This window comes from Peribacillus sp. NPDC097895, from assembly GCF_050277555.1.
GTDB lineage: Bacteria > Bacillota > Bacilli > Bacillales > DSM-1321 > Peribacillus.
Genome location: NZ_JBNNSH010000003.1, coordinates 441895 through 465668, shown reverse-complemented (window position 1 = coordinate 465668; position 23774 = coordinate 441895). Strand labels below are relative to the sequence as shown.

Annotated in this window: 27 protein-coding genes; 19 read left to right on the top strand and 8 right to left on the bottom strand. The window is 41.8% G+C overall.

Annotated elements, in window-relative coordinates:
- The first annotated feature begins 4 nt into the window (after positions 1-4).
- The 10 genes from ACQKMH_RS18510 (at position 5) to ACQKMH_RS18465 (ending at position 10100) form a co-directional block, all read left to right on the top strand.
- Positions 5-589, top strand: a complete 585-nt coding sequence (locus ACQKMH_RS18510; protein ID WP_427588902.1) for a cob(I)yrinic acid a,c-diamide adenosyltransferase — start codon at positions 5-7, stop codon at positions 587-589.
- 1 nt (position 590) lies between these two features.
- Entirely contained in the window at positions 591-1085 is a 495-nt protein-coding gene (locus ACQKMH_RS18505; RefSeq protein WP_427588901.1) for an ECF transporter S component, read from the top strand.
- Positions 1082-1777: an ATP-binding protein gene (locus tag ACQKMH_RS18500; protein ID WP_427588900.1), complete on the top strand. Its 696-nt coding sequence runs from the start codon at positions 1082-1084 to the stop codon at positions 1775-1777. The genes ACQKMH_RS18505 and ACQKMH_RS18500 overlap by 4 nt, the downstream gene beginning before the upstream one ends.
- Positions 1778-2644: 867 nt before the next feature.
- Positions 2645-4189 carry a gluconokinase gene (gene gntK, locus ACQKMH_RS18495; protein ID WP_427588899.1) on the top strand — a complete coding sequence of 515 codons (1545 nt, stop codon included), beginning with the start codon at positions 2645-2647 and terminating at the stop codon, positions 4187-4189.
- 94 nt (positions 4190-4283) lie between these two features.
- A complete protein-coding gene (gene ybaK / locus ACQKMH_RS18490) occupies positions 4284-4760 on the top strand; it encodes a Cys-tRNA(Pro) deacylase (RefSeq protein WP_427588898.1) in 477 nt (158 codons plus the stop codon).
- A 90-nt stretch (positions 4761-4850) separates the two neighbouring features.
- Positions 4851-5969, top strand: a complete 1119-nt coding sequence (locus ACQKMH_RS18485; RefSeq protein WP_230159155.1) for a PRK06851 family protein — start codon at positions 4851-4853, stop codon at positions 5967-5969.
- Between the two features lie 167 nt (positions 5970-6136).
- A complete protein-coding gene (locus tag ACQKMH_RS18480; RefSeq protein WP_427588897.1) occupies positions 6137-7006 on the top strand; it encodes a Cof-type HAD-IIB family hydrolase in 870 nt (289 codons plus the stop codon).
- A 28-nt stretch (positions 7007-7034) separates the two neighbouring features.
- Positions 7035-8129: a PQQ-dependent sugar dehydrogenase gene (locus tag ACQKMH_RS18475; protein WP_427588896.1), complete on the top strand. Its 1095-nt coding sequence runs from the start codon at positions 7035-7037 to the stop codon at positions 8127-8129.
- A gap of 327 nt (positions 8130-8456) precedes the next feature.
- Positions 8457-8876 carry a MarR family winged helix-turn-helix transcriptional regulator gene (locus ACQKMH_RS18470; protein ID WP_427588895.1) on the top strand — a complete coding sequence of 140 codons (420 nt, stop codon included), beginning with the start codon at positions 8457-8459 and terminating at the stop codon, positions 8874-8876.
- A gap of 18 nt (positions 8877-8894) precedes the next feature.
- The gene (locus ACQKMH_RS18465; RefSeq protein WP_427588894.1) at positions 8895-10100 is read left to right on the top strand and encodes an MFS transporter; all 1206 of its coding nucleotides are present in this window, start codon (positions 8895-8897) and stop codon (positions 10098-10100) included.
- Positions 10101-10245: 145 nt separating this feature from the next.
- Here the strand turns inward: ACQKMH_RS18465 and bshB2 are convergent, their stop codons facing one another.
- The 3 genes from bshB2 to pdxK form a co-directional block, all read right to left on the bottom strand.
- On the bottom strand, positions 10246-10911 hold the full coding sequence (bshB2, locus tag ACQKMH_RS18460; RefSeq protein WP_427588893.1) for a bacillithiol biosynthesis deacetylase BshB2: 666 nt from the start codon (positions 10909-10911) through the stop codon (positions 10246-10248).
- A gap of 86 nt (positions 10912-10997) precedes the next feature.
- On the bottom strand, positions 10998-11345 hold the full coding sequence (locus tag ACQKMH_RS18455) for a YojF family protein (protein WP_096339115.1): 348 nt from the start codon (positions 11343-11345) through the stop codon (positions 10998-11000).
- Between the two features lie 124 nt (positions 11346-11469).
- A complete protein-coding gene (gene pdxK / locus ACQKMH_RS18450; RefSeq protein WP_427588892.1) occupies positions 11470-12297 on the bottom strand; it encodes a pyridoxine/pyridoxal/pyridoxamine kinase in 828 nt (275 codons plus the stop codon).
- A gap of 404 nt (positions 12298-12701) precedes the next feature.
- Here pdxK and mobA point away from each other — a divergent pair, with 404 nt between their 5' ends.
- From mobA to ACQKMH_RS18430, 4 genes are read left to right on the top strand one after another with little or no spacing between them, the layout of a single operon-like run.
- Entirely contained in the window at positions 12702-13322 is a 621-nt protein-coding gene (gene mobA / locus ACQKMH_RS18445) for a molybdenum cofactor guanylyltransferase (RefSeq protein WP_427588891.1), read from the top strand.
- 2 nt (positions 13323-13324) lie between these two features.
- On the top strand, positions 13325-13789 hold the full coding sequence (locus ACQKMH_RS18440; protein WP_427588890.1) for a molybdenum cofactor biosynthesis protein MoaE: 465 nt from the start codon (positions 13325-13327) through the stop codon (positions 13787-13789).
- The gene (moaD, locus tag ACQKMH_RS18435) at positions 13782-14015 is read left to right on the top strand and encodes a molybdopterin converting factor subunit 1 (protein ID WP_427588889.1); all 234 of its coding nucleotides are present in this window, start codon (positions 13782-13784) and stop codon (positions 14013-14015) included. Before ACQKMH_RS18440 ends, moaD begins: the two co-directional genes overlap by 8 nt.
- Before the next feature lie 24 nt (positions 14016-14039).
- A complete protein-coding gene (locus ACQKMH_RS18430; protein ID WP_427588888.1) occupies positions 14040-15059 on the top strand; it encodes a MoeB/ThiF family adenylyltransferase in 1020 nt (339 codons plus the stop codon).
- A 62-nt stretch (positions 15060-15121) separates the two neighbouring features.
- Here ACQKMH_RS18430 and ACQKMH_RS18425 read toward each other — a convergent pair whose 3' ends face one another.
- Complete coding sequence (locus ACQKMH_RS18425; protein WP_098370226.1) at positions 15122-15469, bottom strand: general stress protein; 348 nt, start codon at positions 15467-15469, stop codon at positions 15122-15124.
- Between the two features lie 137 nt (positions 15470-15606).
- Entirely contained in the window at positions 15607-17040 is a 1434-nt protein-coding gene (locus ACQKMH_RS18420) for a phospholipase D family protein (protein WP_427588887.1), read from the bottom strand.
- A gap of 133 nt (positions 17041-17173) precedes the next feature.
- Between ACQKMH_RS18420 and ACQKMH_RS18415 the strand changes: the two genes are divergently transcribed.
- The 3 genes from ACQKMH_RS18415 (at position 17174) to ACQKMH_RS18405 (ending at position 18765) form a co-directional block, all read left to right on the top strand.
- Positions 17174-17854 (top strand): uracil-DNA glycosylase, encoded by a 681-nt coding sequence (locus ACQKMH_RS18415; protein WP_427588886.1) that lies wholly within the window; start codon positions 17174-17176, stop codon positions 17852-17854.
- A gap of 263 nt (positions 17855-18117) precedes the next feature.
- Entirely contained in the window at positions 18118-18375 is a 258-nt protein-coding gene (locus ACQKMH_RS18410) for a YwdI family protein (RefSeq protein ID WP_230159171.1), read from the top strand.
- A 21-nt stretch (positions 18376-18396) separates the two neighbouring features.
- Positions 18397-18765 carry a DUF423 domain-containing protein gene (locus ACQKMH_RS18405; RefSeq protein ID WP_427588885.1) on the top strand — a complete coding sequence of 123 codons (369 nt, stop codon included), beginning with the start codon at positions 18397-18399 and terminating at the stop codon, positions 18763-18765.
- A gap of 113 nt (positions 18766-18878) precedes the next feature.
- On the opposite strand, the gene gerQ is transcribed toward ACQKMH_RS18405, so the two are convergent.
- Together gerQ and hemQ are read right to left on the bottom strand one after the other, a co-directional pair.
- Positions 18879-19388 carry a spore coat protein GerQ gene (gene gerQ, locus ACQKMH_RS18400; RefSeq protein ID WP_427588884.1) on the bottom strand — a complete coding sequence of 170 codons (510 nt, stop codon included), beginning with the start codon at positions 19386-19388 and terminating at the stop codon, positions 18879-18881.
- 422 nt (positions 19389-19810) lie between these two features.
- Positions 19811-20560, bottom strand: a complete 750-nt coding sequence (gene hemQ, locus ACQKMH_RS18395) for a hydrogen peroxide-dependent heme synthase (protein WP_427588883.1) — start codon at positions 20558-20560, stop codon at positions 19811-19813.
- Positions 20561-20818: 258 nt separating this feature from the next.
- Here hemQ and pta point away from each other — a divergent pair, with 258 nt between their 5' ends.
- The gene (gene pta, locus ACQKMH_RS18390; RefSeq protein ID WP_427588882.1) at positions 20819-21805 is read left to right on the top strand and encodes a phosphate acetyltransferase; all 987 of its coding nucleotides are present in this window, start codon (positions 20819-20821) and stop codon (positions 21803-21805) included.
- A 34-nt stretch (positions 21806-21839) separates the two neighbouring features.
- Positions 21840-22688 carry a lipoate--protein ligase family protein gene (locus ACQKMH_RS18385; protein ID WP_427588881.1) on the top strand — a complete coding sequence of 283 codons (849 nt, stop codon included), beginning with the start codon at positions 21840-21842 and terminating at the stop codon, positions 22686-22688.
- Positions 22689-22908: 220 nt separating this feature from the next.
- On the opposite strand, the gene ACQKMH_RS18380 is transcribed toward ACQKMH_RS18385, so the two are convergent.
- Positions 22909-23655, bottom strand: a complete 747-nt coding sequence (locus ACQKMH_RS18380) for an RsfA family transcriptional regulator (protein ID WP_427588880.1) — start codon at positions 23653-23655, stop codon at positions 22909-22911.
- Positions 23656-23774 lie beyond the last annotated feature (119 nt).

Genomic DNA, 23774 nt, shown 5'->3' with positions numbered 1-23774 from the left:
TGGGATGAAGATCTATACACGTACAGGAGATAAGGGACAAACAAGCGTAATTGGAGGTCGGCTTGACAAGGATGACATTCGGGTCGAATCTTATGGAACAGTCGATGAAGTCAATAGCTATATCGGTCTTGCGGTGACTGAATTGGACGAAGGGATATTTAAGGATGTATTGACCGATTTAGAGAAAATCCAGCATGAGTTATTCGATTGTGGCGGTGATTTGGCAACGGTTTCCGAGAAAGCCCCGCAAAAGCTGACGGATGAGGCCATTACCTATTTGGAAGAACGTATTGACGCTTTCATAGTTGAAGCGCCGGAATTGGAAAAGTTTATCCTGCCAGGGGGTTCAAAAGCGGCAGCAACCATTCATATTGCCCGGACGGTTACCAGAAGGGCAGAACGATTGGTCGTTTCATTGATCAAATCGGGTGCAGTCGTATCACCATTATCGCTTCAATATTTAAATCGCCTGTCCGATTACTTCTTTGCAGTAGCACGTGTGATCAACTTCCGACTTGGTGTGAAGGATGTGGAATATATCCGTAGCGCAAACGTATTCCGTGGAGGGAAAAGAAAGGAAAAAGAGTAACATGGACGTAAGAAAAATCAGTGCAATTGCTTTATTCATTGCCTTATCTGCAGTTGGGGCCATGATCAAAATCCCATCCCCAATCGGCAGTATCGCTTTGGATAGTTTTCCGGCCCTTTTGGCGGCTGTCATACTTGGCCCTGTACCCGGTGCGATTGTAGCCGGGCTCGGTCATATCATTTCAGCGTTCATCGGCGGCATGACTTTAGGGCCCTTCCATTTTTTGATCATGGTCGAAATGGCAGTGCTCGTTTGGATGTTCGGCGTTTTATATGTACAAGGAAAGAAAATGGGCGCATTCTTCCTCTTCTTTATCGGTAATGCTTTCATTTTAGCCCTGCCTTTCGTATTTTTGATCAGCCCTGGATTTTACACGTTGCTGGTTCCGGGGTTAACGGCGGCAACAGCAGTGAATGTAGCGTTGGCAGCATTGTTAATGCCACGCTTGGCTCCTGTTTTGAAGAAAATGATTCATAAAGATGGCCTTGTAGAATGAGTGATTCATTGATTCTACCGTTTTCCGAAGCAGAATCATTAATTGTTTCGAGTGATAATAGTGGCGGAATCGGACTAAAGGAAAAGGATCTTGTCCAGGTTCCTTATGAGGTCGTTGGCTATTACTCGTTTCGGGTTGCCGTCATGGAATGCATGGGTGTTGGCGGAAGGCCAATATCGGTTGTCCTTCACAATTTCTGCGGTGATGAAGCCTGGAAGGCATTGAGCAGAGGTATCATGAAGGGATTGAATGAATTGGGAATGGTCCTGCCCATTACAGGAAGCACAGAAAGTAACATGCCGCTTCTTCAATCAGCACTAGGTCTTATGGTGATTGGTAAACGAAGGAATGAACGTGTAATTAAGCAATACCCTATTCGGAAAATCGCTCTGATCGGCAGGCCGCTCGTTGGGGATGAAGTCATGGAACAACAAGAGTGGGTCGCGCCATTGTTTTTATTTAAAACCCTTTGTGAGATGGAAGATGTACAGGTACTTCCAGTCGGTTCAAAAGGGATAGTGTATGAATGGGAGCAACTGGATCCAAGTGGTGAAGGCGTTCCTATACATATAAGTAGTAAAGTGGATATCAAAAAATCATCTGGACCATCTACTTGCTTCCTTATTGCTTATCCTGAATATCTTGAGGCAAAAATCAGGCACCAATCCGGTCTTCTTTTTATGGGGGAATGATCCGAACTGTTCATGAATGAGGTATCGGGTTTAGTTCATTATGAACGGATTCGGTCCCTTTTTTCATTGAGTAATCCTTACTTTGTATGGAAAAATTTTTATTGTAAAATAGTATTCTGAGTTAGTTTATATACAGAGATTATAAGAGATGCCCAAAGATTCAGGGTGTGAGATAAGAGCCAAACAATAATCCATGAATCTTTTTTAATGAGTTGCAGCTGATGTCTAGTTTTTTGGTTTGAGCTTTAACGATCGTTTGTTATTATACGCTCGTTAACATAGCCAAAGTGAGAGGCATCCATTTATTGCTTACCTACTTGCATCCGTTATTTTAGGGATTATCACAGGTATGGATATTCCGGATGTTGCAGATGCTGTTCAGATAGGGGCATCGCCCTGCTGGTCTGTTAGGGTGCTTCATTCTTTACATAAGGTTGCGCTAAAGGTTTAATAAAGATGGACAAAATCAATCAGCCTGCATCCATTATTTAGATCATCGGTGTTGGCGAATACATGGCTAGTCAAGCTACATCCTTTCATTTTTCACCGATTCTCGCTGGCTCGTTGCGGCCGTAACTTGTGTGCCTGCTTGTTTAAGCATAACGGCGGTAGATATTATGCAGAAGCCAATTTCTTCTGTATCAGGTGTTAATATTGAGAATTGGTAATCCTTGTAATCGGTTTCAGGTTCATTAATTTTATCCTGCGTAAATGAAGCAGGATTTTGGATGATTAAAGTGTACTTTACTTAACAGTTTTACAAACGTTAAAATCTTGGACGGTTATGGAAACGATAATATCAGTCGTTTCACTATCCTGATCTTACTATTGGTTTCAATTGTTTAAGAGAAAGGAGCATGTGTAAGTATGAGACATTCAGGTTATATGATGGGGATCGATATTGGTACGACGAGTACGAAGGTTGTTCTTTTTTCAAAAGGGGGAGAGGTTGTCCAATCATGTTCGAAGGGCTATCCTCTTCACAGTCCAACTCCTTCCGTCGCGGAACAAGATCCCGAAGAAATTTATAAAGCCGTCATTATTGCAATAGGCGAAGTTATGATTGCAAGCGGAATAGAAAAGGATGAGCTTGGTTTTATATCGTTCAGTTCAGCGATGCATAGCTTGATCGCCATGGGGAAGGACGGTACAACGCTAACGAATAGCATTACATGGGCAGATAATCGTAGTGTAGCCTATGCGGAGAAATTGAAGGCTTCGGAACAGGGGATGCGACTGTATCACAGGACGGGAACTCCCATTCATCCTATGTCCCCAATCACGAAAGTAATGTGGTTAAGAAATGAGCATCCAGGGATTTTTAATGAAACCGACAAATTCATAGGAATCAAAGAATACATCATCTATAAATTTTTCAATGAGTTTGTGATGGATTATTCACTCGCTTCTGCAACGGGAATGTTCAATTTGAATGAATTGAAGTGGGATGAAGAAGCACTTGCCATTGCTGGAATTGGGGTAGATAAGCTGCCAACGCTTGTTCCAACAACCCATATCCTCTCTGGCTTAAGTCCGGAATTAGCGGCAAAAATGAACATTCAGCCAGGTACCCCTTTTGTTATTGGTGCGAGTGATGGTGTGCTTGCGAACCTAGGGCAAAATGCCATCAAGCCAGGTGTTTTGGCAGTGACAATCGGAACGAGCGGTGCGGTACGAACCGTCAGTGACCGACCGCTTACAGATCCGAAAGGCAGGACATTCTGTTATGCCCTTACGGAGAATCATTGGGTAATCGGCGGACCGGTCAATAATGGGGGAATCACCTTCCGATGGGCACGGGACCAATTAGGCCGAGTTGAAATTGAAAAAGCGAAGGCTTCGGGAAAGGACTCATATGAGATACTGACGGACATGGCTTCAAATATTGCCCCTGGCTCCGACGGGTTGATATTTCACCCGTATATGGCTGGGGAACGGGCGCCATTATGGAGTGCCGATGCAAGAGGCTCCTTCTTTGGACTGGCTCTTCATCATACTCGTGACCATATGGTCAGAGCAGTACTTGAAGGTGTGATGTATAACTTGTACAGTGTTCTCCTTGCTGTAAGGGAACTGACAGGTGCTCCCGAGAAAATTCATGCGAGCGGTGGGTTTGTCCGCTCGAAGCTATGGCGTCAAATCATGGCCGATGTATTTAATCAGAACGTGACAATTCCTGAAAGCTTTGAAAGTTCAAGCTTGGGTGCTGCCGTTCTTGGGTTATATGCTTTAGGAGAAATTGAAAGCCTGGATGAGGTTGAAGGCATGATTGGTGCTACAAATGAGCTTGTCCCAATCGAGCAGAACGTTAAAGTGTATGAAGAATTAATGTCGATTTATTTATCCGTGAGCCGGCAATTGGAAGGCGACTATAAGAGGATCGCTGATTTTCAAAGACGTCATTTAGAATAATTTGATGGAAAGCACAGATGCGCAGGCACTGTGCTTTCTTTTTCCCTGTATTTAAAAATGGTAAGATGGAAAAAAAGCAAAGGGGAATGTTAGGATGGGAGCCAGTAAAACGAATGCAATGCGAATTCTTGATAATAAACGTATTGAGTATGGCATGATGAGTTATGATGCCAACGATGGAAAAATCGATGGGATCACTGTTGCGGACAAAATTGGGAAAGCGAAAGAAAGCGTTTTCAAAACACTTGTTACCCATAGCGGGCCGCAGCAGCTATATGTATTTGTCATTCCTGTAGCCACTGAACTGGATTTGAAAAAAGCAGCGAAGGCGGCAGGGGCAAAAAAAGTTGAAATGCTTGCTGTTAAAGATCTACAAAAGTACACAGGGTATATACGGGGAGGCTGCTCACCGATCGGTATGAAAAAGCAATACCCGACCTATATCGACGAAAGTGCATCCAGGCTGCCGGAAATCATCGTAAGCGGTGGGAGGATAGGGACACAGATTGTCTTAAAGCCCTCGGAATTCCTAGAGGTTACACAAGCTGATGCTGTGGATCTTATAAAATAATCGATACCAACTTTAGGCATTCACCTATTTGGTTTTTTCTGCATACGCTGTCTTGAAGATCACATCTTTATTGTGAGGGAGAGTGTGAAAGTGACTGGAAAAGTGATGCACTATTTTGCTGGAGGCAATACGGCTAAAGGTTTTTATAGTTTATATGATTCCAATTTAGCAGGTTTGGAAAGACTATTCATTTTAAAAGGCGGACCTGGTTCGGGCAAATCAACCATTATGAAAAAAATCGGCCAAGAATGGCTGGATAAAGATTATGACATTGAGTTTTTACATTGCTCGTCCGATAATGATTCCATTGATGGAGTAATCATACCGGCTTTGAAAATCGGACTTGTGGATGGGACCGCGCCGCATGTGATTGAACCTAAGGCGCCAGGGGCCATTGAGGAGTATGTCAATCTAGGGGCTGCCTGGAATTCTCAGCAGCTAGCTTCTGAAAGGGCGACTATCATAAGGCTGACGAATGCGAGAAGCAAGAGTTTTGAGAAGGCCTATTCCCTTTTCGCTGAGGCATTAAGGATACATGATGAATGGGAAGACATTTATAAGGCAAACATAGATTTCGCTAAATTGAATGGGTTGACCAATAAATTGATAGAAGGATTTTATAGAGATATCGTCCTTAACAAGAAGGCCGATGTTCGCCACCGTTTTTTAGGTGCTGCCACACCGAAGGGAGCAGTTGATTTCATTCCCAATATCACGGAGGGTGTACAAAAACGCTACTTTTTAAAGGGCCGTCCAGGTTCAGGTAAATCAACGATGCTGAAGAAGATTGCAAAGGCTGCAGAGCAAAGAGGCTTTGATGTGGAAGTGTATCATTGCGGTTTTGATCCGCATAGCTTGGACATGGTAATCGTCCGGGAGGTAGGAATCGCCATTTTTGACAGCACATCACCACATGAATATTTCCCAAGTTGTGAAGGTGATGAAATCATTGATATATATAAAACAGCCATCCTGCCAGGAACAGATGAAATTTATGCCGATCAGATAAAGGATGTTTCCTCCAGGTACAGGGATAAAATGAATGAAGCGACAGCAAATCTGGTTAAAGCAAAGGATGCGCATGACGAACTCGAAAAGATTTATGTAAAAGCAATGGATTTTACAGCCATCGATGACATTCAAAGTGACATCAACGAACAAATTATTGAACGGTCACAAGCAGTTGATAGCCAAACGATTCTACATTAAGACAAAACTGCACCTATCTCAATTAGGTGCAGTTTTTTTATATACATAAATGGAGCATTTACATGACTGAATTCACACCAAAGAATATATCCAAGTTTGTAAAACGTGTTTATCCAGTCTCTTTCGGTTAAAATAGGAATTATATTGAAAAAAAGGAGCGGGTTGAATTGATAAAGACGATAGCGATTGATATGGACGGTACATTGTTAAACAAAGTGCAAAAGGTCAGTGAGGCAAATAAAGACGCAATACAAAGGGCTCAAAGAGAGGGTGTGGAAGTGATCATTGCTACTGGAAGATCCTACGTGGAAGCTAGGTTCGCATTAGATGAAGCAGGCATCGTTTGCCCTGTCATCTCAGTAAATGGTGCTGCCCTTTTCACGGAGGACGGAAAGATTGCCGCTTCCAATCCGATGTCAGTTGGCACTGCTAGCATGGTTGCTGAATTACTCGAAGAACGAGGAGTTTATTTCGAAATTTATACGAGTCAGGGAATCTATTCTAAAAACTATGAAAACGCCATATCTGCTTTGGTGGATGTATTTGTTACAGCCAATCCGGACGTTGACCCTGAGAGGATGAGGAAATTTGCAGAGGAGCGTTTACAGCTTGGACAAGTAACGTCCATTTCCGATTATTCCGAGTTATTCAACCATTCTAATGTGGAATATTATAAAATTCTCAGCTTTTCAAAGGATTTAAGTTTATTGAATCAAATTTCTTCTGAATTAAATGGGGAGGATGGAATTACAGTCACCTCATCAGGACGTGAAAATGTGGAAATCATGAGTGGGACGGCTCAAAAAGGTACGGCACTTGAAACATACGTGAATGAAAAATCCGGCTCGATGCAGGAAACGATGGCTATTGGGGATAATTATAATGATGTATCCATGTTTGAGCGGGTAGGTTTGTCTGTCGCGATGGGAAATGCACCGCTCGATATTCAAAAAATGTGTGATGTAGTAACAGGCAAGAATGATGAATCCGGTGTTGCGGAGGCCATTTTAAAGGTACTTAAACAGTCAGCCTATTAAACTCATGAATCGAAAGGGGAAAAAGCTATTGAAAAGATGGATCTTATTTTTCCTTATAACTACATGGACTTTAACTGGTTGTAACATGAATGAAAAGGACAGTAATACCAAGCCTAAGCCTGATAAAGAAGTGACGGGCAATTTAGGACAAGATCCGGATGTTCTGGTAACGAACCTGCATGCCCCATGGTCGATTCAGAAAAATGGGGACACGATGTATGTGTCAGAGCGGACAGGAACCATCGTTGAATGGGACAAGGGTAAGATGACACGGCAAAAGGTTAACCTAAAAAAGACATTGTCGACAAAAGCGGAAGCTGGGTTGCTTGGATTTTTATTAGCTCCCGATTTCTCTAAGAGCAGGCAAGCTTTCGCCTATTATACATATGAAGAAGGCGGTAATTCCATCAATCGAATCGTCATTTTAGAAAAAAATGAAGATAAATGGAAGGAGATGGAGACCTTAATCGACCGAATACCAAGCGGGGACTTCCACCATGGCGGTAGGATCAAGAGCGGACCGGATGGTAAGCTATATGCCACGACAGGTGATGCAAGAAAGCCGGAGATCGCACAGGACACAGATTCTTTAGGCGGGAAAATTCTGCGCATGAATCTGGATGGCACCATTCCGAACGATAATCCTTTCGCGAATTCATACGTCTATTCATACGGTCACCGCAATCCACAAGGTCTGACATGGGATGAAGCGGGACAGATGTATGAAAGTGAGCACGGAGATTCGGCACACGATGAATTAAATAAAATTGAACCAGGTAAGAATTATGGCTGGCCAGTGATACAGGGCGATGAGAAAAAAACGGATATGGTAAATCCATTGATTCATTCCGGTGAAAATACATGGGCTCCTTCTGGAATGGCTTATTTTGACGGGAAGCTTTATTTTGCAGCCTTAAGGGGCGAGGCACTTAAGAGTTATGATGTAAAGAGCGGAAACCTGGCTAATATCATTACGGGTTCAGGAAGGGTACGTGATGTATTCGTAGATGAAGATTACCTTTATTTTATAAGCAACAATACGGATGGCCGTGGAAACCCTGATGAAAAAGATGATAAACTTTACCGTTTACCACTATCTCGGTTAAAAGGAGATATGCCTTGAATGTATCAAGTCGTGATTTATCATGCCCCCATGTTCCAACTGTTTCGAATATAAGAATGAAAGGAACCTTCGCTAAATAGCGGAGGCTCTTTTTGTTTAGGGGCTTGAACTCAGCCCTACGTAGCTTGGATTGATTTGATGCCCCAAGCTCACGAGTAACGCTCGAACTCGAGTAGCGCATGAATTCACGAGTGAAAGCGTCAATTTGTTGTGTTAAAGCCGCGGAGATAACGGCAATCTAGTTGGTTTTCTTCATCTGAGAGCTGGACAGTTCTAATTTATAGGTGTATAGTTACCTAGGTAACTATAATATAGGGGGAAATACTTTTGTCCTTTCATAATGGTTTTTTTCATCATAACTTACAATTTTCAAGGTCATTTACCAAAAAGTTGAATGAACAATTGGCTAAGGTTGATCTTTTTCATTCCCAATGGTTGATTGTATATTATCTGAAACAGTTTGGCTGTTCTACGCTTGTTGAAATTAGCGCTTATCTAGATGTGGAGAAGCCGACGGTAACCAGGACGGTAAATCGGTTGGAAGAACTTGGTTTGATTGAACAAATCCCAGGAAAAGATAAGCGGGAGCGGAGAATACAGTTAACGGAGTCTGGTGTAAGGACTTATCAAAAGGCCAAAAAGGTAGTTGAAGAATTTGAACTTCAATTAATCAGCGGTTTGGCTGAAGAGGATCGAGAAGCAACGTTACGAACTTTATTATTTCTAAAGGAAAAATTAAAACAATAGTAAGGAAGAAGGATTGAAATGAATCAAAAACCGAAATTGTGGACGAAAGACTTTTTGATTGTGTCGTCTGCAAACTTTTTTCTATTTTTAACTTTTTATGTCTTGATGGTGACATTGACCATTTACACGATTGATAACTTTCATGCATCGCAAGCACAAGCAGGACTTGCCTCAAGTATCTTTGTCCTCGGGGCCGTGCTTGTCAGACCGATTGCAGGGAAAAAAATTGACAAGATCGGCCGCAGAAAGATGTTGCTGGGATCTTTGGTTTTATTTCTGATTGCGTCCGTTGGTTATTTCCTCGTGAATAGTTTATCCCTCTTATTGATCGATCGACTGATTCACGGATTTGCTTTTGGCCTTGCCACTACGGCAACTGGAACGATTGCTGCAGATATCATTCCGAATGAAAGACGTGGGGAAGGTACAGGTTACTTTGCCATGAGTACAAACTTGGCAATGGCATTCGGTCCGTTTATTGGATTGCTGATCACACAGCATTTTAGTTATTCCATCATTTTTTATGCCGCCTCTTTATTTGCTGCATTTTCTTTAGTCGCATCGCTATTCATGAATGTTCCTGAAGGTGAAAAGGGCAAAGCTTCACCGCAAAAAGGATTTAAAATCAGTGATTACTTTGAAAAAAGGGCCCTGCCCATTTCCATTTTTATCGGATTTGCCGGATTTACGTATTCGAGCATCTTGTCCTATTTAACATCTTTTGCAAAAGAAATGAATCTAATGGATGCCGCAAGCTTTTTCTTTGTGGTATTTGCTGTATTCCTTTTGGCGTCCCGTCCGTTTACAGGACGAATGTTTGATGTGAAGGGAGAGAATGCAGTTATTTATCCATCGCTCTTCCTATTTGCCGTGGGTATGGTCATCCTCAGCCAATCTCATCATGGCATTACACTTCTGATTGCCGGGGCCTTTATTGGAGTGGGATATGGTACGTTCCAATCAAGCTGTCAGGCTATTTCCATAAAGGAAGCCCCATCAAATCGGATGGGATTAGCCACGTCCACGTTTTTTACAATGTATGATTTTGGGATTGGTGTTGGCCCGTTTCTATTGGGATTCCTCATTCCATTTACCGGGTTCAAAGGTTTGTTCATAGGAATGTCGATCTTTGCATTCATTCTTATTGGAATTTATTTCTTGGCACATGGTAAAAAAGCCTCTGTAAGAAAGAAGATGCAAATAGAGGAACGTGTGTCTGCTTAATTTTTTGAATGCCTGTATAAAAACGAAAATTTTGGGAATGCTTATATTATGATTGATTTTCCAAAATATCCCCCTTTTCTCCGCCTGTAATCCACAGGCGTTTTTTTTATGCCATAAACAAAAAAACCGCCTTAACGGCGGTTTTTTAAAACTTATAGGTCCATAATCGTTCTTTGCGGATCCAGTCAAGAAAATCAGCATCCTGATTTTCGAATTTCTTTTTCCAATCGATCACCATCGCCTGCGTTTGCGAACGGTGTGCAGTAAATGCTGCTACCTTTTTTTCTTCGACGGCAGAGATATCATGGATGATGTCAGGGTGCCCTAACTCGTCGATGCAGTTATTGGAGAATGCGACACAATGAAGTTTAGGTCTCTCTTTCTCTTCCATTCTTTCCACGGCCCGAACCACAGCCCGTGCTGTCGCTTCATGGTCTGGATGGACACTGTACCCTGGGTAAAACGTAATGATCAATGAAGGATTCAATTCAATTATGGCATTCGTAAATAATGAAGTCAGCTTTTCATCATCTTCGAATTCTATCGTCTTATCACGCAAACCTAGCATGCGTAAATCTTGTATGCCAATCGCATTCGCTGCATCGATTAATTCCTTTTGGCGAATTTTTGGGAGCGATTCTCTTGTTGCAAATGGTGGATTTCCTAAATTACGTCCCATTTCCCCTAGTGTTAAGCATAAATAGGTAACAGGCGTGCCCGCTTCTCTATGGAGGGCAAGCGTTCCAGAAACCGAAAAGGCTTCATCATCGGGATGTGGGAATATAACGAGTACATGGCGTTCTTTTTCCAAGGTATATTTCTCCTTCCGTTCTACTTACAGTGGGGTATTATTATCGGTGAATGGGAGTTATTCATCGTATATCAATCATGTTGTAATCATTCAAAGGGAGTGGGACTGAGTTGCATGGAGACAGCAAGCTTTCCGGAAAAATCGAGACCTGCCAACAGCAGTCTCCCTTGTTCATCCATTTCGAAGTGGTTTACGCCTTCTGCATATACCCAGCCAATATTGAGCTTTAAGCCGATGCGATAAGGTCCATCGCCAACTATCTTCCCGTGTTCATACTGTATTAAAGCATTACGAATATAAGCGCCTGCCGAAAAGAAAGCTTCATCTACATGAGTGGCATAGGCACCATTTGTCGTTTCAAGGTGAAGATATACATCTTGTCCGGCAAAAGAATCAATAGCATTTTGCACCTCTGTACGGTCTATAGGTTTCATTCTATAATTTCCTCCTTAACTGGGCGGCTAGATAAGCTTTTCCTTCTTTCTATTTTACTAAATAAAAGCAAAAAAAGCGAAAAAGGCCGCTCGATTAATTTGAGCGGCCAGTAAATTAGATGTTTTATTTTTGTGTTTGTTGAGCAACACCATATTTGTGGTATGCGCCATGATTGACAGGTCCTACATAGTCATTCATCTTCCAAGAATGGCGAACCGCTTCGGTAATGAAGTCTTTTGAAATATAGATAGCTTCACGCGGACTTTTTCCTTCAGCCAATTGAGCGGCAATGGCTGCTGAAGAAGAACAGCCTGCACCATGTGTATTGGTTGTTTCGATTTTCTCGGATTCAAGAATCTCGAATTCTTTTCCGTCATATAAAAGGTCGATTGCTTTGTCATGATTCAGCTTATTTCCGCCTTTGATCAAGACATATTTTGCACCAAGTGCATGGATTTTTTCAGCTGCACCCTTCATATCATCGATCGTTTTAATTGGCGCTGTTCCTGCTAACTGAGCAGCCTCGAACAGGTTTGGCGTAACTACAGTTGCACGTGGGACAAGAAGGTCGCGCAGAGCTATGGCCGTTTCTGGGTGCAATACTTCATCTTCACCTTTACATACCATAACTGGATCGATAACGACTTTGTCCAGTTTCAACTCGTCTATTTTACGGGCAACAAGTTCAATGATTTCTACTGATCCAAGCATTCCCGTTTTCATGGCATCAATGCCGATTGATAGAATCGTTTCGATTTGGGCTTCCAAAACCTCGACAGGTGTGGGGAAAACATTATGAGACCAGCCATTCTTAGGATCCATCGTCACGATTGTCGTTAAAGCGGACATACCGTAAACTCCAAATTCTTGAAATGTCTTTAAATCAGCTTGAAGACCTGCACCGCCGCTGGAATCCGATCCAGCAACTGTCATAGCTCTTTTCATAGTCATTATGTGACCTCCTCAGGAGAATTAGATATCGATATTATCAGCATACCAGGTAATATCCTGTTTTTAGAATATACCAAAATTTCTTTTATGTAAAACTTAGTTTTCACCTTAATATGATTGCCTTTAGGATGGACATGGCAAGGCCTTGTACAAGCTTTTTTAAAAGTGGATGAATACATGGGTTTGAGAATTGAATAGCTGGAAATCCTGCTTTTTAGATTGGTTCATCCAAGAAATATGTGCTATTCAATCTTTTAATATTTAAGCAAAGTCTGTGAAAGTGTCATTATCCTCAAAGTTGATTTAAAATATTTAAATATAGTGGATGCTATTTTAAAGGACACAATTATTATACTTTACCGTAGGATGCTGGATTAAACCTCAAAATAGGAAGGGTGAGTCTGATGGAATGGACGATGTTGCTTTTAGCTGGTGGTAAATCAAGCCGTATGGGTGTGAATAAAGCCCTGTTGAAAATTGGGGGCGTTGTGAACATCTCAAGAGTGGCCTCCGAGCTGAAAAAGGTGTCGGAAAAAATTCTGGTCATTACGAATACATTTGAAGATTATCGCTTTCTGCAGCTTCCGTTAATATCGGATTTACATAAAGATCAAGGACCTCTTGGCGGATTGCATGCAGGGATGAGCTCCTCGAAAACAGAGCTGCAATTCCTGACGGCCTGTGATATGCCCTTTGTGAGTGCAGAAGCCATAAATGAAATCATTTCTTTTTATGAAACGGGTTTCGATGCTGTCATTCCAGAAATAAATGGCAGGATCCAACCGCTTTTTGCTGTTTATCATAAAAGGTGTCTTCCTGTACTGACAGAATGTTTAGTAAAGAACGAATTAAAAATGAGTCGGTTTTTGGAAAAGATTTCGGTAAAAATCGTAAAGGAAACGGACTTTATGTTATATCATGAGAATCCTGAACATTTTCAACACCTCTTTTTCAATATGAATACGTTGGAAGATTATCAAGAGGCAGGGTATATTAATCAAACTGACTTATACAAAGGGTGGTAGACATGAATTATCATATTTCAAAAGAGCCTATTGTCATCCAGGAAGTGATAGATAAAGTAGTCAAGCGGAATGCTGGTGCCATTACGACCTTTATTGGTACAGTGAGGGAAATGACCAAGGGAAAAAAGACTCTTTTCTTAATTTACGAAGCATATGTACCGATGGCTATTAAGAAATTGGAGCAAATTGGATCTGAAATTAAGGAACGTTGGCCTGATGCAGAAACGGCGATCACCCATCGAGTTGGCAAACTGGAAATCACGGATATCGCAGTCGTTATTGCCATTAGTACGCCACATCGAAATGATGCATATGAAGCAAATAGGTATGCGATTGAAAGAATTAAAGAAATCGTTCCTATTTGGAAAAAAGAACACTGGGAAGATGGGGAGACATGGGTGGGAAACCAGTTGGAAACCATTCCTTATCCAACAGGAAAACCAAAAGAGGTGGATAGCAATGATTAATGTACTTTTATTTGCCCAATTGAAAGATGAGCTAGGCAAAGAGACCATTTCTATAGAAGGAAATGGAATGAGTGTGGCCCAGCTTAAAGGAAAGATGAAGGTGGAATTTGAATTGGAAGGTCTCGAAACCGTGATGACAGCGGTCAATGAAGAATTTGCCGATGATGACACGATTCTATCTGATGGAGATACAGTAGCCTTCATTCCACCTGTCAGTGGAGGCTGAGCAAATCGGTAAGGAGGTTTCAAAGTGACAGAGCGATATTCAAGACAGACCTTATTTTCCCCCATCGGTGAAAGGGGCCAATTAAAAATTCAGAAGAAGCATGTCTTACTTCTAGGGGCAGGGGCTTTGGGGTCTGCAAACGCAGAAGCCCTTACCCGTGCAGGAGTGGGGAAGCTTACTATTGTGGACAGGGATTATGTCGAGACCAGTAATTTACAGCGCCAGCAAATGTATACGGAGCGGGATGTGGCGGAAAAACTGCCAAAGGCTGAAGCGGCAAAGCGCCATTTACTTGATATTAATCATGAAGTGGAAGTGAAAGCCGTCATCATGGACGCTACCGCCCAGAATCTTGAACAGATGCTTGGTGATGTTGATTTGATATTGGACGCCACCGATAATTTTGAAACAAGGATGATCATTAATGATCTGTCACAAAAACTTCGTATTCCGTGGATTTATGGGGCATGTGTCGGCAGTGTCGGCATGACCATGACTATCCTGCCAGGTCAGACACCATGTTTGCACTGTTTACTTAAAACGATCCCTATCCAAGGAATGACCTGTGACACGGGAGGGATCATATCACCAGCTGTAACGATGGTGGTGGCCCATCAAACCGCTGAATCTTTGAAAATACTTGTTGAAGATTGGGAATCGGTTCGACCTGCACTCGTTACTTTTGATTTGTGGCGTAATCAGTACCAAACTGTTAAATTGACAAAAGCGAAAAAGAAAGATTGTCTCTCTTGCGGTGAGCATAGGACATACCCCTTTTTAACACAGGAAAATGCCACGAAAACGGCTGTTCTTTGCGGGAGGGATACTGTACAGGTAAGACCGCCAAATCCTTTGGAACTGCAACTCGAGAAACTAGCCAAAGATCTGGACGGCAGCGGCTATTTGGTGAAGTTCAATCCATTTCTTCTCTCTTGTGAAAAAGCTGGGGAGCGTATCGTCATTTTCAAGGATGGACGGGCGTTGATTCACGGTACTAAGGACATGGTCCATGCAAAGGCCACGTACCAAAGCATCCTGGGATAATGAATATAAAAACGAGGCTGCCGGTTAAGGAGCCTCGCTTTTTTATGAATCCATATAGGGTATTAGTGTGTAACCCCGTCTTTATTATCTTGTTTGGAAGCAACGATGACCACTTTTCCTTCGTCAAGTACTTCCTCGTATCGTTCTGCTTCCATATCCGTAAGACCAAGATTGCTCATTCGATTACGAAGTTCGTCTCCACGTGATTTAAAGAGATTTCCAACCGTATCAAGGAAGCCTTGTTCCTTCATGCCGACATCTTCCGTATTTGTATTCTCAGTAAGGTGCTTCGAACGCGTTTTATCATGGGCAAACAAATATACATCGTCCTTCGTATAGCCTGAAGTAACTAATTGATCGATTTTTTCCTTTGCTTGTAAACCGTTTTCTACTACGTGTACTTGATACATATAAACTCCTCCTTGAATTTTAGTGTAAGATTTTCTTTAAAATAGGTAAATCGAATCTTGCTTATCGTGGTTGTTGATTGGCTATAGTAGTATATAACCTTGTTTGGGCATCGATAAACATCATTTACCGAAATAATTTAGTAAGTGGTGAAGCGGAACACTTTTTGAATGCGATAGGTCAAATATTTGAAAACAGGTAGTTTCTTTTGATATTCACTATAATCTACAGTGTATGTTCCATCTTGATTTGTCCAAAGTCTTTGAAAATAGTATTCGACATCATTAGAAACGTCCGCATCATTTGGAGCATGGATTTCAATATTAGCTTCAAGATTATAGTCATCTAGATTGCGTGAAGTGTAATTAGCCGATCCACCAAGAACAATCGTTTCTTTAGGCTTTTTGATCATCATCAGCTTTGTATGGAACTGTTCTTTTTCTGTTTTATACCAGCGGATCGAGATGTTATCATCCCCCAGTTTATCGAATTCAGCGGCAACTGGAAGATTAGGAAGTCCGATTTTTTCACTTCCGAACGCGTTTTGATTCGGATCCAATATCATTTGAATCTTCACACCGCGTTTAGCTGCATCCGTTAGCGACTCGACAACCTCGCGATCAGCAATGTAAAACATGGCAAGATGGATCTTGTCCCCTTTTTCTGTATCCCTTATTGACTTAAGGACATGTTTATTAATTTTTCCTTCCGTTAGCAATTGTACGGATATCGGTCCCTTATCGGCAGATGTCCCTTTAAATTCCGGAAATGACTTTGGTCCTCCTGAAAAATTAGAAGCAGCTTCTTCCGCTTTAACAAAGTCGCCGATGATATTCCCATTCATTTGAAACGCAATATTGGAATGGAATCCACTTGCATCATGAGGATTGGCCGATGAGATGATGGCCGTTTTTTCAGTAGCGACCACTTTTCTGTGATTGGCCTTGATATTCATCAGTCTAAGATAAGAACGCATGGTGACCTTTGGAGCGCTTTTTGCCATGGGATTCACAATCCAGCCTTTCCCGCTTTCACCGAACCATTGGAAAAAGGTCCGATACACACCTGAATAGAGAGGATTCGGATCCCGAAGCCGGTCTAAATTGGTAACGATAACATCAATGCCATTTTGCTTCATCGTTTCGAGTGCCTCTAATTGGTAGGCATTATAGGAAGTATTCACTTCATCAGTAATGAAAATCACCTGGAGTTTTGGTTTCTTTTTCTTCTGGGCTACCAATTTATCCGTCAGGGTCTCGGATAACTTTGGATAGTTTATCTTTTCATCATAAAAAGCATTAAACAAAAACATATCGATTACGATATAAGAATCAGCATCCTCAATGGCTTGATTAATGGTTTGGAAAATTCGCCGCTCATGTTGAGGATTCCCTTCTTCATCGTGATAGGAAAGGTCATAGATGAAATCAATATCCTCGACATGATGAACCTTCCCTTCATATGAAAGGCCTTCGGGGAGGGGCTTGTAGCTGTTATAGGCGATCACGGCTGTAATGACGATCAATATGCTGACAAGCAGATAAAATCGTTTTCTTTTGTACCATTTTTTCATGGGTAAGCCTCCAACAGAGTTAAATTACTTGCTAACTATCTATCTTCCCAAGTTAGGGGTACATAGAAACATAAATCGTAATCTATTAGTTTGATATAATATAGTTTCAAAAAGAGGAAAGGGGCTAGGGCAAATGAAAAAGCAGTTATTAACAAATGATTGGTGGCCTCTATTGGAAGAGGAATTCAAAAAAACTTATTATCAAGAGCTTATGGAATTTGTAAAACAAGAATACAGTCAGCAAGTCATTCATCCGGATCAGGATGACATCTTCAATGCTCTTCACTTTACTTCATATGAAAATGTAAAGGTGGTCATCCTGGGACAGGATCCTTACCATGGACCGCATCAAGCGCATGGCCTTAGTTTTTCCGTAAAGCCGGAGGTTCGCATCCCACCATCTTTAAGAAATATCTTTAAAGAGTTACACACTGATCTAGGTTACGATATTCCAGACAATGGTTACCTAGTTGAATGGGCGGAACAGGGAGTGCTTCTATTGAATTCAGTCTTGACTGTCCGTGAGGGTGAAGCCCACTCACACCGGGGAAAGGGATGGGAAACCTTTACGAATCAAGTAATTCGTCTGCTGAATGATCGACAGAAACCGGTTGTTTTTATCCTGTGGGGAAAACCGGCTCAAACTAAAATTCCTTTGATTGATGAGAACCGGCATAAAATCATTAAGTCAGTCCATCCAAGTCCGCTGTCGGCATCTCGTGGTTTTTTTGGCAGCAAACCGTTTTCCAAAACAAATCAATTCCTGATTGAATCAGGGGAAACCCCCATTGATTGGAAAATCTCAAAGCGATGAAGAAAATGGAAAGGGTGAATTGTATGGCGTGCCGCCATTTTTATATAACTTGGGATCCCAACTTCCCAAAAGGCTGCCGTGCTTTTCAATTCAAAACATCTAGGCTCCCCTCTCTTGATGTTTTTCGCTCATCAGGACAGCCATGCTTGGAATTTCAATCCAAGCCAATTAATAAGTAGGGGAATATCCAAGGTGTTTTCTTCTCTGATTTTTGCTATGCTAGTTATGAAAGTTTTGACCTGTATATAGACGAGGTGGTAAAGTTGGATATTTCATCAAAACAAATGTTAGATAAGATCGAAGAGCTTGTTCTGAAAGCGAAACAGGTAAATTCAGAGGATAAGGTGCAGGGGTATGTAATTGCCATTAAAGCTCTATGTGAAGTAATGGTTGATGAAAAAGCTGGGAACATCAGCATTCCGAAGCCAATCACAATGACCCAGTCCGTTATGCCGGCAACATCGAATGTAGAACCGGTTAAAATGGATGAGGCCAATGGGGAGTCCTTATTCGATTTTTAAGAGAAGGGGAGCGAAATACTAGTGAAACTGTTTATCATTTTAGGTGCATTGAATGGGTTTATTGCCGTAGCACTTGGCGCTTTCGGTGCACACGGGCTGGAAGGGAAAATTCCCGATAAATATTTAGAAACGTGGCAAACCGCTGTTCAATATCAAATGTTCCATGCGGTAGGTTTATTAGTGATCGGTTTACTGGCTGGAAAGCTTTCAAGTCCGCTAATCAACTGGTCTGGCTGGCTTATGCTAATAGGAATTATCCTGTTTTCCGGAAGTTTATTCGTTCTAAGCGTTACGCAAATAAAAGTGTTAGGGGCCATCACACCACTTGGCGGAGTGTCATTCTTGGTTGCTTGGGTCTTGATGATCATTGCTGCATATAAGTACTTGTAATTAAGTTAGCTGATCTTTCTAAGGTCAGCTTTTTTGATTCGTTTTGGAAAAACGATCCATAAATAAGAGCTTCAAAATCAAAAAGATTCTGAAGCTTCTTTATGGCATCTTCTTTACCGTGGCGAATAGGTGGCTAGCCCAGTTCCATTAAATGGATAGTCATATTCGATTTCTTCGTCAAACGTTATATAATCTAAGTAAACCATCGGGATTAAGTATCTTTTTCCCGTTTGAGGGTCGCTTATGATCAAATGATCTCGGCCTGCAGCCTCGATGATTCCTTTGAAGATTTTTGCATTCCATTCCTTGTTGTTTTCAAACGTCGTATAAACAGTGGCTAATTTTCCTTTATTCAATCGCAAGATGTTCTCGATGTACGATGCTTCGACTGGAAGCATGCCAGGCACCTGCGGACCGGAAGGGGACGGCATGGGCACTTGTTGTGGCGTACCCGCTGTTGTGGGCTGTTGCTGTTGGTATTGTGGTTGTTGGTAAGCTTGCTGCTGGTAAGCTTGTTGCTGATAAGGTCCCTGCTGCTGCCGCGGGTCAGACTCATTATTTTCATAGGGGTAATAGGGGCTTCCTCCATACGGATAATTACCATAAGGATTATTTTGTGACATTGCATTCCCTCCTAATTCAAGGTTTATTTGTTTTTGTGGAATTTGGACAATCCGAGAGTGTGGACTGGGAGAAACAGTGCGATTTATAGCGACCGGTAGTATTGTATTTGTTTGTGAAGTTCTGACAATCCCCGGGTGGCTTAAAAACCCACAATGAATGTTAAATGATACGTAACGGTTGCCTTGCATGTTTTACGGGTAAGGTCATACCCTCTTTGTCAGCTAAAAAGTAACGTTCCTTCACCTCGCTGGAGTTAGGAATTGCCTTGGTCATTTTTCTGGAAGTTGATTGGGACTGTGAAAAAATAAATTCATCACTATTGAAAATGTATGGGATATAGAGTGGATTTATTCCACAGCCGGGGAAAATAAAAAGGAGATGGCGTAAAAAAAAGCTTCCGGAAACCGGAAGCTCACTCGTCTTATACGTATAGGAAAGAAGATACATTTTCTTCCGGCAGGATATTGCCTACAAAGAAAGAACCGAACGCAGCGTAACGAGCACTTACTTCATCAAATCGCATTTCATAGATTAACTTTTTGAATTGAAGGACATCATCTGCAAATAGTGTAACGCCCCATTCATAATCATCAAAACCGACAGAACCGGAAATGATTTGTTTTACTTTACCTGCATAACTGCGGCCAATCAAGCCGTGGGAACGCATTAAGCCTTTGCGTTCTTCCATGGAAAGCATATACCAGTTATCATCACCATCACGGCGCTTGTCCATTGGATAGAAGCATACATGTTTGGACTTTGGAAGGATTGGATACAATCTAGAACGTACATGAGGGTTCTGATAAGGGTCCTCACCATCTCCACCTGCTAAGTAATTGCTTAATTCCACAACGGAAACGTATGAATAAGCAGGAACTGTATATTCGGCAAGTTTCGTTTTGTTGAATTCGGTTTCAATTGCATTCAATTCCTCCATGGTCGGGCGGGCAAACATTAGCATGAAATCCGCTTTCTGACCAACGATGGAATATAGGGCATGGCTGCCTTCATTGTCACTTTGTGTCATATTCCATTTATCCAGTAAACCTTGGAATTCTGAGATAGCTAATTGGCGTTCGTCACTTGATAACGTTTTCCAAGAAGCCCAATCAATCAGACGGAAATCATGTAAACAATACCAGCCGTCCAGTGTTTGTGCTGCTTCACTCATTACAATCACTCCTAAGTCTTATTATAACTTTAATATATCATAGTTTCAGTATAAGGAAATTTATATCAACCCGCAAACACCATCACAGTTTTTAGGTGTTCAAACAAATGTCAAAATTGCCGAATGTCAGGGTACCAAAGTGGCTGGAATTTACCTTGCTCCTAGAGTATTCTTAAAAGAAGACGACTTTGGAAGGATTGCCAGACGGTTAAATATAGAAAAAACAGGGGAAACGTATCTAAAAAGGAGGAAGTGCCAGTGAGTGATTTATTTGAAATGCTGGAATCAAAAATTATGGGGCATAATTTAAAGATCGTTTTTCCGGAAGCGTTGGATGAACGAATTTTGGGAGCGGCAGGCAGGCTTGCCAAGGGCAAACTAATGACACCAGTATTGATCGGAGATATTGGTTTGATTACTGAAAAGGCTAAGGATCTAAAAATTTCCCTTGATGCAATTGAAATATATGATCCGAAAAATTATATCATGATGGATGAAATGGTTGAAGCGTTTGTGAAGGTCCGTGAAGGTAAAGCGTCTGATGTACAAGCACGTGAAACCTTAATGGATGAGAACTATTTTGGAACCATGCTTGTCCATATGAAACTGGCACATGGAATGGTGAGCGGTGCAACGCATTCGACTGCTGATACGGTTCGTCCCGCCCTAAAGATCATCAAAACAAAGCCGGGAGTCCAAAAAACATCGGGAGTATTCATCATGGTCCGTGATGAAGAAAGGTATGTGTTCGCGGATTGTGCGATTAATATAAACCCTAATTCCCAGGATCTCGCGGAGATTGCCATAGAAAGTGCAAAGACTGCACTAATGTTTGATATCGAACCGCGTGTGGCGATGCTGAGCTTTTCGACGAAGGGGTCGGCGAAATCCACCGAGACCCAAAAGGTCATCGATGCTGTCGATTTAGCAAAAGAAATGGATCCGCAAATCATGCTGGATGGGGAGTTTCAGTTTGATGCGGCTTTCGTTCCTTCGGTAGCAAGAAAAAAAGCACCTGATTCTCTTATTCAGGGAGATGCGAATGTTTTTATATTCCCAAGTCTTGAAGCGGGGAATATTAGCTATAAAATGGTACAGCGTTTGGCTGGCTTCGAAGCGGTCGGCCCGATCCTTCAAGGACTGAACCGTCCTGTAAATGACCTTTCAAGGGGATGCAATGAAGAGGATGTATATAAACTGGCTGTCATTACAGCTGCACAAGGCTTTGTGGCTCAGTATCAATAGGCCATTTCAGGATTAAATGTAGAGGGAGATTTCTATGAGTGAAACAGAATCATTATTAATGCAACAAGAGTGGCGGGTTATTGATCAATCTTCCGTAGGGCCTCAGTTTCCTGCTCTAGAGTCGTTTGCTATGGATGATACATTTTGCGCTTCTGTAGGGGCGGGAAAATCAGCGGCCGTAGCCAGAGCGTGGGTACACCATCGAACCATCGTCCTGGGTATACAGGATACGAAGTTGCCTTTTCTTAAAAAGGGTTTGAATCATTTAGAAGAACATGATTTCCAGGCTATCGTTCGCAATTCCGGAGGACTGGCTGTTGTGCTTGATGAGGGGGTCCTCAATTTCTCGCTCATTTTTCCAGAAAATGAGCAGAAAATTGAAATCAATCGAGGGTATGATGCGATGTGGGAGCTTGTCCAATTGATGTTTTCCGATTTCTCGGTCAGGATTGAGGCAAGGGAAATCGTAGGTTCCTATTGTCCTGGAAGCTATGATTTAAGTATAAATGGGAAAAAGTTCGCCGGTATATCTCAACGCAGGATTCGTAATGGCGTAGCGGTGCAAATCTACTTATGCGTCAATGGGAGCGGGGCTGAGCGTGCAAGTCTCGTGAAGGGTTTTTATGATGCAGCTAAAGGAAATACAGAAACCAAATTCGTTTATCCTGATATTGTGCCTTCTGTTATGGCATCACTTTCAGAATTACTGGACGTACAATTGAGTGTTCAGGATGTTATGCTCAGGTTCCTTCGTATATTGAAGGAACACAGCGGAAGGATATTTTCTGACAACCTCTCTGTTGAGGAATGGCCGATGTATGAGGCGTACTTAACAAGAGTGGCAGAACGCAATGATAAAGTATTCGATACATTAAAAGATTAAACATGTAAAAAGCCGTACCTAGAAAAGGAGCGGCTTTTTATATGTAATACGACCTTAGCATTCACTGAAACTGTAAAAGGGACTGCATGATTGGTAGCAGAGGTTAGACTTGACTTTAAGCCATGAAAAAAGAGCCTTATTTAGACTCTCTTTTTCGAATTGAGATGAATGGGCCTTTATCATGTGGTTGATCTAAGTAACGGAACCCCACATTATTTCATTACTCGGCCATCTTCTCCAAATTGCCATTCCGATCCATCTTGAACTTTGTTGCCGGGCGTTCCTCTTCCTCTAACAATACCAGCTTTCTTGCTCGATTCATGATATTCATCAAAGTCTCATAATCTTCTTGCATCAAACCGCTATTTTGTTCTAGGTGGCTGATCTTATTCTCCAGTTCTTCGTTTCTCTTTTTCAAACCTTTAATTTCAAGCTTCAATCTTTCATTTTCGGTTTTTAAAACTTCGGCTTGAAGCATTCTGCCGTTCATGGATTCTAAATAGGTGATGATGGTATCAAGGTTCATGACCTTATCCATTGTTACTGGAGTATTCTGTGGCTTAGGAGTTAAAGCTTCCGCCACTACGAATTCTTCTGCTGCTTCATAATTGATAGTATCGACTTCGGATTCCAACTCTAGTTCCTCTTCAAGAACATGTGGAACCATTATGTCGGAAATCGTAGGGGACGGCGGTGTATAAAGAAGCCGTTTTTTCCCTCCTTGATCCTTTCCAAGAATCCTTTGTCGCTGCTTACGTTGTTTTTTAGCTAGGGATAGCGCTTTATCATAATTATGGCGGACAACTGCATTCCAACGGAATCCGCATGCGGCAGAGGTACGATTCAGCTTATCCCCTACCTCTTCAAAGGCATTCAGCTGTGTGCTGCCTTCCCGCACATGGCGCAATACCGTTTCTGCCAAAAGCAAATCATCTTCTTCTGTCCAGGCGTCTTGACGAACCTTCATTTCTACATACTCCCTTTCTGGTAACTTTTAAAATAAATAACTATATAAAATATCCTGTGGCAATGATTTATGGTGTTCTACTAGCATTTTGGACAAAATTTGGTTTTTTTATACAAAAA